Genomic DNA, 15,921 nt, shown 5'->3' with positions numbered 1-15,921 from the left:
AGACATTGCAATACGATAAATGTCTTTAAATAGTACAATATGATAGATAAAATTTCCCTCAGAAGTTCCATTTTTAGGCATTTGGATGGTTTGGTAACCGCGCCAGTAGCCTTTTCTCTTCAAAAGAAAGGCGTATTAGAATATATTGTGGACAAAAAGGAAGCAACACTATCGGAACTTGGAACCAAATTTAAAGCCAATGAAGGCTACTTGAATGTCGGTCTTCGTGTTTTATGTTCGCAGGGATTTTTGAATTATAATATCAATAATAAAAATGGCGAAATCCGTTTTTCAGTTACCGAAAAAAGTGAAATAGCTTTTTCGATGTTTCACCTGTATGAAGATGTGGTGGATTTGCTTCAGTTCTCGATGCAGTTTCATCCCCGGCTTTTTGAAGATGCTCCTTTTGAAAAACTGAATGTCATATTCGAAAAATACAAAAATAATTACGGCATCCAGTTCTCGGAGGATGCTTTGACAAATTCCATACAATATCAGATTTTAAAACACATTGAAGGTGCTTTGGTCGGGCCAACATTAGTCCGATTGGGCATGAACGGCATGTTTCATAAATATTTTATGGAAATTTCCTTCCGTCCCGAAGAGTTCCACAAATCACCTGAAAACTTCAAAAAAATATTAGACTTCTTTGGCCATTTGGGTTGGTTTACCGAAAAAAACGGCAATTACCAATTTACAGAAACCGGTTTGTTTTTTGCTAAAAGAGCCACAGCTTACGGGGTAACAGTTTCATATCTGCCCACTTTCAGTAAAATGGACGAACTGCTTTTCGGTAATCCGAATGTTTTAAGAACTGTTTCGGAAGGGGAGGATGAAATCCATGTCGACAGGGAAATGAACGTTTGGGGAAGCGGTGGGGCCCATGATACCTATTTCAAAATCGTAGATGAAATCCTGATAAAATTATTCAATCTGCCCATTGAAGAACAGCCCAAAGGAATCTTGGATATGGGTTGTGGAAATGGCGCTTTTTTACAGCATGTTTTTGAAGTAATCGATCGACAGACACTCCGTGGTAAAATGCTCGATGATCATCCTTTATTTTTGGTGGGTGCCGATTATAATCAGACAGCTCTGAAAGTAACCAGGGCAAACCTTATAAAAGCGGATATTTGGGCCAAAGTGATTTGGGGTGATATTGGACGTCCGGATTTATTGGCAAATGACCTGATCGAGAATTATAATATTGACCTGAAAGATTTACTGAACGTCAGAACATTTCTGGATCACAACCGGATTTGGGAAATGCCAAATCACTTAACTAACGATAGAGTTAGTGAATCCACAGGAGCTTTTGCACACCGTGGCCAACGAATCAATAACAATTGGGTAGAAGATAACTTGTTGGAACATTTCAAGAAATGGTCACCTTATGTGAGTAAATATGGTTTGCTGATGATTGAATTACATACTATTGCACCACATTTGACAGCCAGCAATTTAGGGAAGACTGCCGCTACGGCGTATGATGCGACACACGGTTTTTCAGATCAGTTTATTGTGGAAATTGAAGTGTTACATAAAATATGTGCCGAAGCTGGATTATTTCCGGATACTCATGTTTTTAGAAAATTCCCGGATTCGGAGTTGGCAACCGTCAGCATCAATTTGTTGAAGGGTGATTAGACAATCATAAATTTACCTTTCTCCTTATCGAAAACAATATGATCATCCTTGAATAACGTGCTGAAAGTCCCGTTTGCAATAAAATTACAGGGCTGATCCTGGACTACAGTTTCCGCAGTCATCACAATCATTTCATCGCTCAGCTGAATCGCCATGTCAATATCATGCGTGGAAAACAAAATGCATTTCTGGGTTTCCTGAGTCAGTTTCTTCAGTAATTTGAATAATGATACTTTGTGCAGTAAGTCCAAATGGGTTGTAGGTTCATCCAGTACAATTAATGGAGTATCTTGTGCCAAAGCGCGGGCGATTAAGACTTTTTGCAATTGTCCATCACTGATTTCATAATGTTTTTTGGCTGCTAAGTGACTGATTTGCGTCATTTCCATCGCTTCGTTCACTTTTGCAATATCAGTATCAGTTAACTTTCCGATCCAATTTGTGTACGGTTGTCTTCCTAATGCAATGAGTTCAAAAACAGTTAAGTTACTAGGAGGTAATTTTTCGGTTAAAACGACACTTAAATTCTGTGCCAAGGTCAACGCGTCACTTTCATGGATGTTTTTTCCATTGAGGAAAACGGTACCTGAAATGGTTTTCTGAATTCCGGTTATCGTTCTTAAAAGAGTCGATTTTCCAATTCCGTTAGCACCGATCAAAGCGACTAACTTTCCTTTTTTGAGTGATAGATCAATATTTTCAGCAACAATGCTTTGTTCTTTTTTATGAGAATAGCCAATGCTGATAGAGGAAGCTTGTAAGATGATTGTGTTTTCCATTATGCCATCATTTTTCGTTTTCTAACCAATAGCCAAATAACAATAGGAGCGCCAAAAATAGATGTCACGGCATTTATTGGTAAGGTAATATCGCTTCCCGGTGCCTGCGAAATTATATCGCAGATCAGCATGATGATGGCTCCAAAAACCAACGTACTCCAAAATAATATATTGTGATTGCTGGTTTGGAAAACTAGTTTTGCAATATGTGGAACAGCTAACCCTATAAAAGCAATGGGTCCTACGAAAGCTGTGATGCTTCCTGCAAGAATGCTCGTGGCAAAAATGATGACCAGTCTCGCTTTTTTATAATTCAACCCCAGACTTTTGGCGTAATTTTCTCCCAGAAGAAGTGCATTTAATGGCTTGATACTGAAAATCCCCATCAGCAAGCCGATGGCTGTACATATTGTTAAAATGAGTATTGCTGTCCAGGATAAATTCCCCAAATTCCCCAACGACCAAAAAGTAAATTTTTGCAATTGTTCAGCAGTACTAAAATAGGTTAAGGTTCCTACAATCGCGCTGGTTAAGCTTCCAAACATCAATCCCACAATTAAAATGGCCATGGTATCGCGCAGCCTTTGGGAAACCGCCAAAACTGCCAATAACACAAAAAAACTTCCTAAACTGGAAGCCAAAACAATACCATAGGAAGATAATAAAACTGAAGCTATAAAAGGCGGGAGAAAAGCCGCGCCCAAAATAACCATGGCTACCCCTAAACTGGCACCGGAACTCAATCCCAAAACATAAGGTCCTGCAAGCGGATTTCGAAACAGGGTTTGCATCAGCAATCCACTGATAGAAAGTCCCATTCCAACGAGAACCGCTGCAATAGCTTTTGGCAAACGGTAGTTAATGATGATGTATTCCCAAGTGTCTTTAGTGGCATTTCCTCCAAAAAGACTGGTGAAAATCTCTTTTACCGGAATTGAAACTGAACCCAGGCTGATGTTGATGACAAACAAAAAACAAAGTCCCATGGTCAGGAATATGAAAAGAGCGGTATTTCGGGTGGTATGGTTCAATTTATTCTAATTTCTGAAAGAAAAAAAGTTTATGATTGGGTAATAATTCAGGATGAAAAATTTTAATCAAATCCTTAAGGACTAAGTCGGGTCGTGTTGGAGACAATTCGAAATAAATAGTTCCGCCTTTGGCTCCTTTATTTACACCATACGAATATACTTTTTTATTTTTAAATGACGCAAACTGATTGTAATGCGGGTTGCTGTCACTCATTTGTTTTAGGGAAGAAAAATCTCCGGGCGCAACCCAGAATTCGGCATGCTGAGCTTTTTCTAAAATGTTTTCGAAAGGTAATGTCAGGCTTCCGGTTCCTTTACTGTCTTTCCAAAGGTATTCTGATTGGGCATTTTGCAGGAACAAAGCGGCCCAACTCTCGCCTTGAGGCACATACCATTGATCCTGAAACATTGCACCACTCAAAACAGTAGGATTCGTTGTTGCTTTTTTGGCTAAAGCCAAAGTCGCATTATATTCTTTTTCGATTTCTGAGAAAAGCGAATTTGCCTTATTATCCAAGCCATACAGGGTGCCAAAAAACTTGATCCATTCGGCTTTTCCCAGTGGAGACTGCTCGGTCCAATCACCATTTAGGATTACTTTTAAACCGCTTTTCTGTAAATTTGTTAACGTTGGATTGCTGTTGTTCAGGCTGAAACTGACGATTACATCCGGGGCCATATCAATCAGGACTTCGGTATTCAGGTTTTCGTTTTTACCGATTTCCCGGACTTTCCCGGCATCAATCAGTTGGCGGGTTTTTTCAGAAGAAATATAATCCGTATTCGGAAATCCGATTAAGGTATTTTCAACACCAAGCATTTCCAGTGAGGGAATATGAGTAGTTGAAGTCACCACAATGGATTTTATCGGAATGGGAATAGTGGTAAACTGCTTCAGACTGTCCGGGATAATTCCATTTTTTTGCTTTAGAATATAGGTTAAGCTTTCTTTCGCTTCCGGCCACGGATTCGTAATTTTTACAACCGAATAGCCTTCATGTTTGTAGATTTCCAAGCCGTTGGCATATTGAATCGAATTTTGTGCTTTGGTTACAGTAAGGGTAGTTGTTTGGTCCTTTTTGCATCCAAGCAAGGAGATTACCATCAAAAACAGAACAATACGGCGAATATTTGATTTCATAATAAAACTTTTGCAAAGAATGCAAAGGTATAAGAATCCTACGGCAAAATGGAATTTTATTTCTTTACCAATTTATAGTTGGCATTCTGTCCGTTTTCAAATTGAAGTTTTAAGATATAAAGACCAGAATTTAATTGAGGAGAAAAATTATCTAATTCACTTTTTAATTTAGTATTAATTATTTGTTTTCCTGTGTTATCCAAAACAGTATAATTTATAATCCCTTCTGTACCATTAATATTAAAAGTATCTTCAAATGGATTTGGATAAATGGTCGTTTTGGATAAATCAAATTGTGAATTTCCAAGTAAATAGGCTGCGTTAATATATTCGGCATGGTCAACTAAAGTATTGTAATTATCCAATGCCGTTTTCAATAAGGTATTGTCGCAATTGCAAACTACATCAAAAACTCTTAATAGAGAAGATCCAATAGAGGCATATGGAAAGGATTGCGTATAATAAAAGACATTATAATTCTGAAAAATTTGATTTAGTCCCGCATCATTTGTAACAATAATGTTGTTGTTAGTTCCTGTTGGAATCCCATAGTTTAAATTAAAAAGTTGCAGTCTCAAAGCATCTTTAAAGTAGCCATAAGTTGAAACTTTGGCAGCAGCTACTACCGTAGAATAGGATTGCAAATCTAGAGCTAATTGATTCAAGTTACAGTTATTACATTGGGCTTCCATTACCTTATTTGCATAATTGGGATAAGGATGCCCACCTTTTGGTATATAGCTATAAACATGGTGCGTTTGAAAAATTGCATTTAATACCGCATCATTGGATTCGGTCGTCTGATTAACTGTATAATTAAATAAAGGTTGCCCAAATGATGCATTAACTATTCGAATTTCAACAGTGGACTGTGCCATTGCAAAAGTTGAAAACAAAAGAAAGAGTATTGTTTTTTTCATGATAATAGGTTTCAAATCAGTTATAAAAATAAGAAAAATATTAAAGAAAGTCCGAAATTATATTCATTCTTCAAAAAAACATTGTTAATTCCTTTTTGAGAACCTATATTTGCACTCGAATTAAGGTTGTGATTATGATTTTCATAAATCACATTAAAAGGGAATTAGGTTCAAAACCTAAGCTGTTCCCGCAACTGTAAGCTACTAAGCTTGTTGTTATCTACAAAACCACTGAGTTACTGATTATTTCAGCTATTTGGGAAGGTAAACAACAAGACGCAAGCCAGGAGACCTGCCTTTTTCTTAACGAATATCGAACTTTCGGGAAAAAAAGTTCAGAAATTATGACTGCGAAAAAGCTACTTTTATTTTGTCTTTTATTTATGTGCCAAATTGGTTTGGCTCAGCATGATTCTATAACAAACTTAAATGAAGTCCTCATTTCCGACACCTATCTTAAAAACTTCTCCAACACCCAATCGGTTCAAAAATTAAACGATTCGATTATTGAGAAAAACCAGCCGTCATTAACTTCGCTTTTGAATTATAATACGGTTATCTATTTTAAAGAAAATGGTCTTGGCATGGTTTCTTCGCCTTCTTTCCGAGGAACAACCGCACAACAGACCGCGGTCATCTGGAACGGGATCAACATCAATTCACAACTTAACGGACAAACCGATTTCAATACGATAACCACACGCGATTTTAGTTCGATATCTGTAAGGGCTGGCGGTGGAAGCGCAATTTATGGCAGCAGTGCCATTGGCGGAAGCATTCACCTGAATAATGATTTGGATTTCAGGAATCAGTTTGTGAATGAATTGCAATTGAACTTCGGGAGTTTTAATACTTTGGGAGTACATTATGATCTGAAAGCTTCCAATGAAAACATAAGTTCTCAGGTTAGTATTTCCCGAAACAATTCTGAAAATGATTATAAGTATCTGTATACGAGTAAAAAAAACGAAAACGGAGAATATTACAGCACGAGTTTCAATGCGAGTGTTGGCTATAAAATAAATACCAAAAATACGTTAAAGCTATACAGTCAGTTTTTTGATAGCGAAAGACATTTCTCGGGAACCCTTGCGGCACCTTCAAAAAGTAAATACCAGAGTGTAAATGCCAGGAATATGTTGGAATGGGTTGGAGCTTATAAGCAATTTATATCCAAACTGAAGCTGGCTTTTCTGGATGAAGAATATAAATATTTCGAAGATAAGGATGCTGTTTTTTTTACCAAAGGGAAAGCTGAAACGAGTATCGTCAAATACGATTTAAGTTTTAAAGCAGGTTCTAATATCTGTTTAAATGTGCTTGCTGATTTCACGCAAACGAAAGGTTATGGTTCGGATATTGGTGAAAATAAAAGACAAATCGGTTCGGGAGCTTTATTGATGAAACATCGTATTTTGGAGAATTTGGAATATGAAATCAGTTTCAGAAAAGAATTTACGACAAATTATAAAAGCCCTATTTTGTATTCTTTAGGGGCAAAATATGACATTTCTAAAAATTATGCCTTAAAATACAACGTTTCCAGAAATTTCAGAATTCCCACTTTTAACGATTTGTATTGGCAGGGAAGCGGAAACCCCAATTTAAAACCCGAAAGTTCCTTCCAGACCGAAATGGGACAAGAGATAAAATATAAAAACATTACTCTTTCCACCACAGGTTATTATATTAAAATAGAGGATATGTTACGGTGGTCACCGGGTCCAAATGGAGTCTGGTCACCAAATAACATCGCCAAGGTTACTACCTACGGAACTGAAGCGTTATTTAATTGGGTTAAAAATACAGGGAAACATCATTTTGAGCTGAATGGAACGTATGCTTATACTGTTTCAAATGATGAACAAAAACACAAACAGCTGATATATGTCCCATTTCATAAGATCACCGCTTCAGCATCTTACTCCTTCAAAAAAGTAACGGCTTCTTACCAATTTCTATATAACGGTCAAGTGTTTACTTCCTCGGATAATTATTATGCTTTGGATAGTTACAAAGTTTCAAATCTGGGAATTGATTATAATTTCGGAAAAATAAGTACGTGCAAACTAGGCTTTCAGATCCTGAATCTTCTAAACGAAAACTACCAAAGTGTGTCGATGAGACCCATGCCTGGCAGAAATATAAATATGAATCTAACCCTTAAATTTTAATACAATGAATTTTAAAAAAGTAATTTTAGTCACATTGATAAGTACTGTTTTTTTGGTGTCTTGCGATAATAATGATAATGTGCAGGATGCGCCTCTTGGTACTTATGACAATGGTGCCTTAATTTTGAATCAAGGTGGTTTTGGAAATGGGAATGCATCTGTTTCGTATCTCTCTAATGATTTTGCAACCTTTCAAAACACTGTTTTTTCAGTAGTGAATCCCACGATTACTTTAGGTGATACCGCTCAGGACATGGGTTTTTACAACAATTATGCGTTCATCATATTGAATGGTTCTAATAAAATAGAGGTTGTAGATCGTTATTCATTTGAAACGGTAGCAACAATTACTACAGGATTGAGTAATCCGAGATATATCGCTTTTGCAAATGGTAAAGGCTATGTAACGAACTGGGGAAATGGGAATGATGCAAATGATGATTTCGTAGCCGTTATCAACCTTACCGATTATACAGTTTCAAGTACAATCTCAGTTTTGGAAGGTCCGGAAAAAATCGTTGAATATAACAATAAATTATATGTGGCCCATTATGGTGGTTATGGTTTTGGAAGTACCGTTTCGGTAATTAACTCGGCTACGAATACCGTTTCAACAAGTATTCCGGTTGGAGATCTTCCAAATTCTGTTGAAATAAATAATGGAAATCTATATGTAATTTGTGGAGGGAAACCTTCTTGGTCGGGTGCTGAAAGTGCTGGTAAACTGGTTAAGGTGGATTTGAGTAATAATACCGTTACCGGCACAATTAATTTTGCGACGGCATCACATCCTTCTAATTTGGAAATTGAAAACGAAGCGGTGTATTATACTTTGGATTCAGGAATTTTTAAAACTACTTTAACGGCAACGACCTTACCTGCAACCCCTTTGTTTACCACTACAAGTCAGGGCGCTTATGGAATTTATAGTTTTAAAGTGGAAAACAACAAAATCTTTGTTGGTGATGCAGGAGATTATAGTGCCAACGGAAAAGTGTATATTTATTCGTTAACAGGAGTATTGGAACATGATTATACTGTAGGTGTTATTCCTGCAGGTTTTTATTTTAATGACTAATTCAATTAGTGCTTCACATATAAAAAAAGGCTTCCACGTATCGGAAGCCTTTTTTTATATGTGAATATCTTTATTTTAATTCCGAGATGAATGAGACAATGGTTTGAGCGATTTGATTTTGCTCTTCTTCACCGGTCAGGTATTTTCTATCATTTTCGTTTGACAAATATCCTAAGTCAATAAGGATTGTGGGAACTTGTGATTTTTTCAGGATATGATAATTAGCTGTTTTTATTTCGGATGTTTTCAAATTAGTATTCGAAAATTTATTGCAAAGTTGTGTGGCAAGTGTATGCGAGGCTGGAGCCGATGGGGTTTCTTTTGCAACATACATTTCCATTCCGGATTTTGATTTGTTTTTGCTGGAGTTCACATGCAACGATAAAACCAAATCCGGTTTTAATGCATTGATTGTTTTGGTCCTTTCCTCTAACGGAACAAAAATGTCAGAGCTTCTGGTCAGGTGAATTACCACATTTTTATTGGTATTCATCGCATAAATCTTGTGCGTGATCTGCTCCACAATCTGTTTTTCGGTAAAAAGATGCGTTTTGGCACCCATATCTGATCCGCCATGACCGGCATCAATAACAATGTTGATCTGTTTTACTTCTTCTGGTGAAGGTTTTACAAATGCAAAAGAAACCACTGATGTAAGTGCTAAAAATAATTTGGTTGTGTTTTTCATGTTTTAGGTTTTGAGTTTTGTTCCTTTATATTATCGGATAAATGTACCTTTTATTGTATAGGAATATGAAATAAGTCAGTAATTTCCTCCTTATAAGCATTTTGACCTCTGAAATTCTCGCTATTTTTATTTTTGGTGTAACAAAAAATAATAAGCCTCGTCTTGCTTATATAACCGACCTAATAAACTATAAAATGAACCAAAAAGAGTTCGTGCAGTTAATCTCTCCTTTTAAGGACAAAGTCTTCCGACTCGCAAAAAGATTACTGGTAAGTACAGAAGAAGCAGAAGATGCCACACAGGAAGTGTTGGTTAAATTGTGGAACAGAAATGAAGCGTTAGGCGATTATAATAGTGTTGAAGCTTTTGCGATGACGATGACCAAAAATTATTGTCTGGACCAGTTGAAATCAAAGAGAGCCGGTAATTTAAAAATCGTGCATAATAACTTCACCGACAGGGAAGCGAGTGTACAACAGAAGGTAGAGGATTTGGACAGTTTAAGCTGGGTAGAAAAAATTATAAATGAGCTGCCCGAACAGCAAAGATTGATTATTCAAATGCGGGACATCGAACAATATGAGTTTGAGGAAATCGCTAAAATTTTAGATATGAACGAAACCGCCATTCGTGTGGCGCTTTCAAGAGGACGAAAAACGGTACGGGAATTTATGTCAAAAACACACAGTTATGGAATCAGATAGAATAGAAATATTAGTAGAAAAATACTTTCAGGGAGAAACCAGTATTGCTGAAGAAAATGAATTGAAAAATTATTTTTCATCCTCAGATGTTGCGCAGCATTTGGAGCAATACCAGCCATTATTTGGCTATTTCTCTCAGGCAAAAAAGCAAGAGTTTAAGCAAGAAATTCCACTACAATCTAAAAAACGTAATGTAGCGTGGTTATCGATTGCTGCTTCAGTTGTTGTTTTGCTGGGAATAGGAACATTCACCTATTTTAATAATAATAATGTAGAAAATCAGGATTTGGGCTCTTATGACGATCCGGAAGTTGCTTTTGTAGAAACGCAGAAAGCATTGGCATTATTATCAGAGAATGTGAATGTGGGCATAGAAAGTGTGCATATTATTAACGAATATGAAGTCGCCCGAGACAGAGTGTTCAAATATTAAAATGAAAACAAATTAAATAAAAAACAACAAATAAGAAATTATGAAAAAGATAATTATAACACTGATATTCGCTTTATTGCCAACCCTGTTTTTTGCACAAAATGCATTTGATAAATTTGACGGACAGGATGATGTAACTTCAATCATTGTGAACAAAAAAATGTTTGAATTGATGAGTAAAGTTAAAATGGATGCTTCCGATAAGGAAGCGCAACAGTATCTGAATTTAATCAAAAAATTAGATAATCTTAAAGTGTTTACCACAACCAGCACAAGAGTTTCAGCTGAGATGAAGGCAACTTCAGATAAATATTTGAAAACTGCAGGATTGGAAGAATTGATGCGTGTGACCGATAACGGAAAAAACATCAAGATTTTGGTAAAATCAGGTTCAAAAGATTCTCAGATTAAAGAATTGCTAATGTTTATGGAAGGGAATTCCAAAGGGAATCAAACCGTATTAATGTCCTTGACAGGTGATTTCGATTTGAATGAGATTTCAGTGTTGACAGATAAGATGAGAATGCCGGGTGGTGATGAGTTGAAAAAAGCAACCAAAGGTTCTAAAGGTCCAAAAGGTTCTAAATAATAGAGTCGTTAAAACGTAAATAAATTATCATGAAACGAATCTATATCATCGCAATTATTTGCAGCTTGTTTTTAACTGGCTGCCATAATGAACCTACTTTGCAGAAATATTTTGTTGAAAATACCGAAAACAAAAATTTTATAGCTTTGGATGTTTCGCCAAGTATTCTGAATGTCGACAAAACAAAATTATCTGCCGAAGAGAATGAAGCATTGAAATCCTTTGATAAAATGAACATTTTAGCTTTTAAACTAAATGATTCTAACAGAGCACAATTTGATACAGAAAGAGCGAAAGTGGTTACGATTTTAAAAGACGAGAAATACCAGCAGTTAATGAAGTTTGGTAACGGTAAAGAAGGAGCTTCTGTAAGCTTTGTAGGCGATGATGAACATATCGAAGAGTTTGTGTTGTTTGCCAACCAAAAAGAAAATGGCTTTGCGGTCGTCCGCATTTTAGGAAAAGATATGAATCCGACGGGAATTATGACGATGATGTCTGTTTTGAAAAGTTCCAACCTTGATATGGAACAATTGAAACCAATAGTAGAGATGCTGAAGAAATAGTTTTACAGTTTATTTTAAAAAAAGCGCTTCCATCGAAGCGCTTTTTTATTTTTTAAAATATTTGAATGGTACCATTAGCATGCCAAAACATTCCCCATGATCTTTGCCAAGATGTTTATGATGCATTTTATGTGCTCTTCTGACCGCACGAGCATATGCGTTGTTGGCATTGCGAAACAATTTGAAGCGTTGGTGAATAAATATATCGTGGACGATGAAATAGGCCATACCATAGGCGAAAATTCCGATTCCAATTGACAGTCCGATTTCTAAAATGCCATGGCGCCATAGCAGAAAAAAAACGATGCTGATAATCGCATAAAAAATAAAGAAGGCATCATTTTTTTCAAACCACGAATTATGATCTTTCTTATGGTGGTCGGCGTGCAATTTCCACAAAAAACCATGCATGATGTATTTATGGCTGAACCATGCCATGAATTCCATAAAGGAGAAAGTCATCAGAAAAACTAAAATTTGTAATCCCATTATTTTTGATTTAAATGATATTCAGCTTATAACTAAAATAACACTTCGCGAAAAGCCCATATTTCTGATAGGTGGGAACCCGGATCCGGCTGTTTTTTATTTGAGCAGAAGGCGTCATTTTTAATTTATAGAGCAGTTTTTTATAATAGATATATGCGGTGTAGACGCCAAATTTCGCGTCCAGAGGCAAATTTATAATACCTTCATACCCGGCCTTGAAATCGGCTTCAATTTCTTCAATAATTTTCTGTTTGGAAGTCTCATCCAGTCGGTTCATATCAGTATTGGGAAAATACGAACGGTTTAGGCCTTCAAAATCTGCTTTTAAATCTCGCAAAAAGTTGACCTTTTGAAAAGCCGAACCCAATCTCATGGCAGCATTTTTCAATTCGGCATATTGATCATCATTCCCTTTAACAAAAACTTTCAGACACATTAAACCCACAACATCTGCTGATCCAAAAATATATTCGTTGTATTCCTCCTGGGTAGCGTACTGGTTTTTTGTCAAATCCAATCTCATGCTTTTCATAAAGGACGCAATCAATTCCAAAGGAATGTTGTATTTCGCAACTGTATGTTGGAATGAATTCAACACAGGGTTTAAACTGATTTTATTCTTTAACGCCAATTCCAAGTCTCTTTCAAATAGCGCAAATAAAATCGCCTTGTCATAATCATGGAAACTATCGACAATTTCATCCGCAAAACGAACAAACCCATATACATTATAAATGTCCTGGCGAATATCCGGTCCGAGCATTTTTACTGCTGACGAAAAGGACGTACTGTAGGATTTAGTGACATTCCTACTACATTCAAACGAAATTTTATCAAAAATAGCTTTCATGATTTAAATGTTTTTCTCGATTAATCCTGCGGTCAGTTTTCCTGAAATCAAAGCAGGCGGCACTCCTGGTCCCGGAACAGTCAGCTGCCCGGTAAAATACAGATTCCTGACTTTTTTACTTTTTAATTTCGGCCTGAGGAAAGCGGTCTGTAATAATGTATTGGCCAATCCATAGGCATTTCCTTTAAAAGAATTATACTCTTCAACGAAATCATTTTTACAGAATGATTCTTTAAATAGGATGTTCTTTTTTACGTCTTGCTGAGTAATCGTTTCAAAACGTTCGATAATTTTATTGAAATACTGCATACGTAATTCTTCTGAATCAATAATATCCGGTGCTAAAGGAATAAGAAAGAATCCGGATTCCATGCCTTCAGGGGCCGCTGTTTCGTCTGTCATGGAAGGAAAATTGGCGTAAAACAAAGGTTCTTTAGGCCATTGTGGTGCGTCATAAATGTCTGTCGCGTGTTGATCAAAATCGACGTCAAAAAATAAATTGTGATGCGAAATGTTTTTTAATTTTTTATTAAATCCCACGTAAAACAATAGTGATGAGGGTGCAAAAATCCTGCTTTCCCAATATTTTTTGGAGTACATCCGATGTTGCTGATCAAGTAGTGTTTCCGTATGATGGTAATCAGCCCCGCTGACAATCACATCCCCGTAACGGATTTCCCCATTGACAATTAACGCAACTGCTTTGTTATTTTCTACGACTATTTTCTCAATATTAGAATTGGTATGAAAGCGGACACCCAGCTCCGACGCCAGTTTTTCCATCGCTGATACGACATCAAACATTCCTGTTTTAGGATGCCAGGTTCCCAATCCGAAATCAGCATAGTTCATAAAACTATAAAAGGATGGCGTTTGGGATGGTTTTGCGCCTAAGAATAAAACGGGAAATTCCAAAATTTGAATTAATCGCTGATTCTTAAATTTTTTGTGGACATCTTTACTTATGGTACTCAAAAACTGTCCTAATTTTAATGCCGTTTCAGTGGTAATCAATTCAATTGGAGAAATCCCTGGGCGGTAAACCAGATTTTTGATGGCGATATCATAATTACTTTTGGCTTTTGCTATGAAAGATTCCAAAGCCACTCCGCTGCCTTTTTCGATTTTTTCAAAAGCTAAAATGATTTCCGGCAGATTATCGGCAATGGTAATAAAGTCATTGATTCCAAAATATACACGGTAGGCAGGGGATAATTTGATGAGTTGATAATAGTCCGATGGTTTTTTGTCAAAATCGGCAAAAAAACGCTCGAATACGTCGGGCATCCAATACCAGCTGGGACCCATGTCAAAAGTAAATCCGTCTTTTTTAAATTGCCGTGCCCGACCACCTATAGCGGCATTTTTCTCGTAAACAGTAACTGTGTGACCGCTCTTAGCCAAATAACAAGCTGCAGAAAGAGCAGAGAAACCGGATCCTATTATTTTGATATCTTTCATTTGTTTAACAAAAATACAAAATACTTGAACAAGAAAATGATTTTATAATATAATATTTTAAAGATTATCGACGCATTCAGAGATAGTGTCGAATATTACTGTGTTCGGAATCAGTTTTTTAGTATCGATAAACCGCGTCATTTTTCCCAAAAGCCACAATTTGGAAGTTGAATCATTTAAAATTTCGTTAGTAAATTTAGTAAGGTAGTCGTCAATCTGATCCATTTGAGGCTGAACTGTAAAATAGGATACAAACACAATGGAGTCAAAATATCGCTTCAGATCATTGAGATTTTCCATAGGGATACTTTCACCCAAATAGATGGACTGATAACCCTGTAGCATAATCTCGTAGTGAAGATACATCAATCCCAATTCATGGATTTCATTCAATGGCAGATACAAAATAAACACTTTGTCAGTTTTGGTACGGGGCAGCATTTGAATTTTTTCAGTATTTATCAGTAATTTTTGTCTGATCAGATAGGAAATGAAATGTTCGTGGGCAGGAGTAATGGTGTTTGTTTGCCATAACAGGCCTATCTCTTCCAGAAGAGGAATAAAGACTTCGTAAAAAATTTCGTTAAAAGATTTTTCTTCCAGTAAATTAATATAAGTTACAGAAAACGATGTCTGATCGAACTTCATCATTGCTATTTTAAGTGCATTGATGGCATGGTTTTTTACGCTTTTTTCAGATAAAACATCCAGGACCATTTGTGAGATTGCTTCATCCGAAAATGTAGCAATCCTTGAAATTTTAAAACCGTGATTATGTAATAAAGTAATGTTAAGTAATTTTTGGAGACTTTCCAGATTGTAGTAACGGATATTCGTATCAGATCGCATTGGTTGCAGGATATTATATCTTTTTTCCCAAATCCGAATGGTATGCGCTTTTACCCCAGAGAGATTTTCAAGATCTTTTATACTAAAGACATTTTTAATGTTCATGGAATAATCATTTTTGTTAAACAAAAATAAAGATTTTATTTGATAAACGGTGTAGAGTGGATGTGAAAACGCAAAAAGCCTACACTTTCGCATAGGCTTTTCTTGTTATTGTGACCACGGTGGGATTTGAACCCACACGCCCTTGCGAGCACCAGCCCCTCAAGCTGGCAAGTCTACCGTTTCTCCACGTGGCCGTAAATAAAAAAAGTCAAGCAGGAAATGCTCGACTTTTTGTGACCCGACTGGGGCTCGAACCCAGGACCCCATCATTAAAAGTGATGTGCTCTACCAACTGAGCTATCGAGTCATGCTTCAAGAAATTCTGTAAATGATTGGTCATTTTGTGACCCGACTGGGGCTCGAACCCAGGACCCCATCATTAAAAGTGATGTGCTCTACCAACTGAGCTATCGAGTC

16 protein-coding genes, 3 tRNA genes and 1 riboswitch are annotated in these 15,921 nt (G+C 36.5%); of the genes, 7 read left to right on the top strand and 12 right to left on the bottom strand.

The window, feature by feature from the left end:
- The first annotated feature begins 39 nt into the window (after nt 1–39).
- Nucleotides 40–1,647, top strand: coding sequence for a class I SAM-dependent methyltransferase (locus FNW07_RS12955; RefSeq protein ID WP_126745093.1), 1,608 nt, complete (start codon nt 40–42; stop codon nt 1,645–1,647).
- On the opposite strand, the gene FNW07_RS12950 is transcribed toward FNW07_RS12955, so the two are convergent.
- From FNW07_RS12950 to FNW07_RS12935, 4 genes are read right to left on the bottom strand one after another with little or no spacing between them, the layout of a single operon-like run.
- Nucleotides 1,644–2,426 (bottom strand): ABC transporter ATP-binding protein, encoded by a 783-nt coding sequence (locus FNW07_RS12950; protein WP_126745092.1) that lies wholly within the window; start codon nt 2,424–2,426, stop codon nt 1,644–1,646. The two genes, FNW07_RS12955 and FNW07_RS12950, sit on opposite strands and share 4 nt — an antisense overlap.
- Nucleotides 2,426–3,412, bottom strand: coding sequence for an iron ABC transporter permease (locus FNW07_RS12945; RefSeq protein ID WP_126745116.1), 987 nt, complete (start codon nt 3,410–3,412; stop codon nt 2,426–2,428). Before FNW07_RS12945 ends, FNW07_RS12950 begins: the two co-directional genes overlap by 1 nt.
- 46 nt (nt 3,413–3,458) lie before the next feature.
- Nucleotides 3,459–4,598 (bottom strand): ABC transporter substrate-binding protein, encoded by a 1,140-nt coding sequence (locus FNW07_RS12940; protein WP_126745091.1) that lies wholly within the window; start codon nt 4,596–4,598, stop codon nt 3,459–3,461.
- A 56-nt stretch (nt 4,599–4,654) separates the two neighbouring features.
- Complete coding sequence (locus FNW07_RS12935) at nt 4,655–5,518, bottom strand: T9SS type A sorting domain-containing protein (RefSeq protein WP_126745090.1); 864 nt, start codon at nt 5,516–5,518, stop codon at nt 4,655–4,657.
- Between the two features lie 106 nt (nt 5,519–5,624).
- Nucleotides 5,625–5,833, top strand: a riboswitch (cobalamin riboswitch).
- Between the two features lie 29 nt (nt 5,834–5,862).
- On the opposite strand from FNW07_RS12935, the gene FNW07_RS12930 reads away from it, so the two are divergent.
- Both FNW07_RS12930 and FNW07_RS12925 read left to right on the top strand, forming a co-directional pair.
- Nucleotides 5,863–7,692, top strand: a complete 1,830-nt coding sequence (locus FNW07_RS12930) for a TonB-dependent siderophore receptor (protein WP_126745089.1) — start codon at nt 5,863–5,865, stop codon at nt 7,690–7,692.
- A gap of 4 nt (nt 7,693–7,696) precedes the next feature.
- Nucleotides 7,697–8,770: a YncE family protein gene (locus FNW07_RS12925; protein ID WP_126745088.1), complete on the top strand. Its 1,074-nt coding sequence runs from the start codon at nt 7,697–7,699 to the stop codon at nt 8,768–8,770.
- A gap of 70 nt (nt 8,771–8,840) precedes the next feature.
- Here FNW07_RS12925 and FNW07_RS12920 read toward each other — a convergent pair whose 3' ends face one another.
- Nucleotides 8,841–9,458, bottom strand: coding sequence for an N-acetylmuramoyl-L-alanine amidase (locus tag FNW07_RS12920; protein ID WP_126745087.1), 618 nt, complete (start codon nt 9,456–9,458; stop codon nt 8,841–8,843).
- 194 nt (nt 9,459–9,652) lie between these two features.
- Here FNW07_RS12920 and FNW07_RS12915 point away from each other — a divergent pair, with 194 nt between their 5' ends.
- The 4 genes from FNW07_RS12915 to FNW07_RS12900 are packed head-to-tail and all read left to right on the top strand — an operon-like array spanning nt 9,653 to nt 11,750.
- Nucleotides 9,653–10,162: an RNA polymerase sigma factor gene (locus FNW07_RS12915; RefSeq protein WP_126745086.1), complete on the top strand. Its 510-nt coding sequence runs from the start codon at nt 9,653–9,655 to the stop codon at nt 10,160–10,162.
- Nucleotides 10,149–10,595, top strand: a complete 447-nt coding sequence (locus FNW07_RS12910) for a hypothetical protein (RefSeq protein WP_126745085.1) — start codon at nt 10,149–10,151, stop codon at nt 10,593–10,595. Before FNW07_RS12915 ends, FNW07_RS12910 begins: the two co-directional genes overlap by 14 nt.
- Before the next feature lie 40 nt (nt 10,596–10,635).
- A complete protein-coding gene (locus FNW07_RS12905; protein ID WP_126745084.1) occupies nt 10,636–11,184 on the top strand; it encodes a DUF4252 domain-containing protein in 549 nt (182 codons plus the stop codon).
- 29 nt (nt 11,185–11,213) lie between these two features.
- On the top strand, nt 11,214–11,750 hold the full coding sequence (locus FNW07_RS12900; protein WP_126745083.1) for a DUF4252 domain-containing protein: 537 nt from the start codon (nt 11,214–11,216) through the stop codon (nt 11,748–11,750).
- A 45-nt stretch (nt 11,751–11,795) separates the two neighbouring features.
- Here the strand turns inward: FNW07_RS12900 and FNW07_RS12895 are convergent, their stop codons facing one another.
- The 7 genes from FNW07_RS12895 to FNW07_RS12865 form a co-directional block, all read right to left on the bottom strand.
- Nucleotides 11,796–12,239, bottom strand: a complete 444-nt coding sequence (locus FNW07_RS12895; protein ID WP_126745082.1) for a sterol desaturase family protein — start codon at nt 12,237–12,239, stop codon at nt 11,796–11,798.
- A gap of 10 nt (nt 12,240–12,249) precedes the next feature.
- Nucleotides 12,250–13,089 (bottom strand): phytoene/squalene synthase family protein, encoded by an 840-nt coding sequence (locus FNW07_RS12890; protein WP_126745081.1) that lies wholly within the window; start codon nt 13,087–13,089, stop codon nt 12,250–12,252.
- A gap of 3 nt (nt 13,090–13,092) precedes the next feature.
- Entirely contained in the window at nt 13,093–14,550 is a 1,458-nt protein-coding gene (locus FNW07_RS12885) for an NAD(P)/FAD-dependent oxidoreductase (RefSeq protein WP_126745080.1), read from the bottom strand.
- Nucleotides 14,551–14,607: 57 nt separating this feature from the next.
- Nucleotides 14,608–15,504 (bottom strand): MerR family transcriptional regulator, encoded by an 897-nt coding sequence (locus FNW07_RS12880; RefSeq protein ID WP_126745079.1) that lies wholly within the window; start codon nt 15,502–15,504, stop codon nt 14,608–14,610.
- A 111-nt stretch (nt 15,505–15,615) separates the two neighbouring features.
- Nucleotides 15,616–15,698 (bottom strand) — tRNA-Leu (locus FNW07_RS12875).
- Between the two features lie 40 nt (nt 15,699–15,738).
- A tRNA-Lys gene (locus tag FNW07_RS12870) sits at nt 15,739–15,811 on the bottom strand.
- A gap of 37 nt (nt 15,812–15,848) precedes the next feature.
- Nucleotides 15,849–15,921, bottom strand: a tRNA-Lys gene (locus FNW07_RS12865).

Origin of the sequence: Flavobacterium sp. GT3R68, from assembly GCF_007109225.1 — a bacterium.
Lineage (GTDB): Bacteria > Bacteroidota > Bacteroidia > Flavobacteriales > Flavobacteriaceae > Flavobacterium.
The sequence above is the reverse complement of the archived record's forward strand: the minus strand, read 5'-3'. Positions and strand labels throughout refer to the sequence as shown.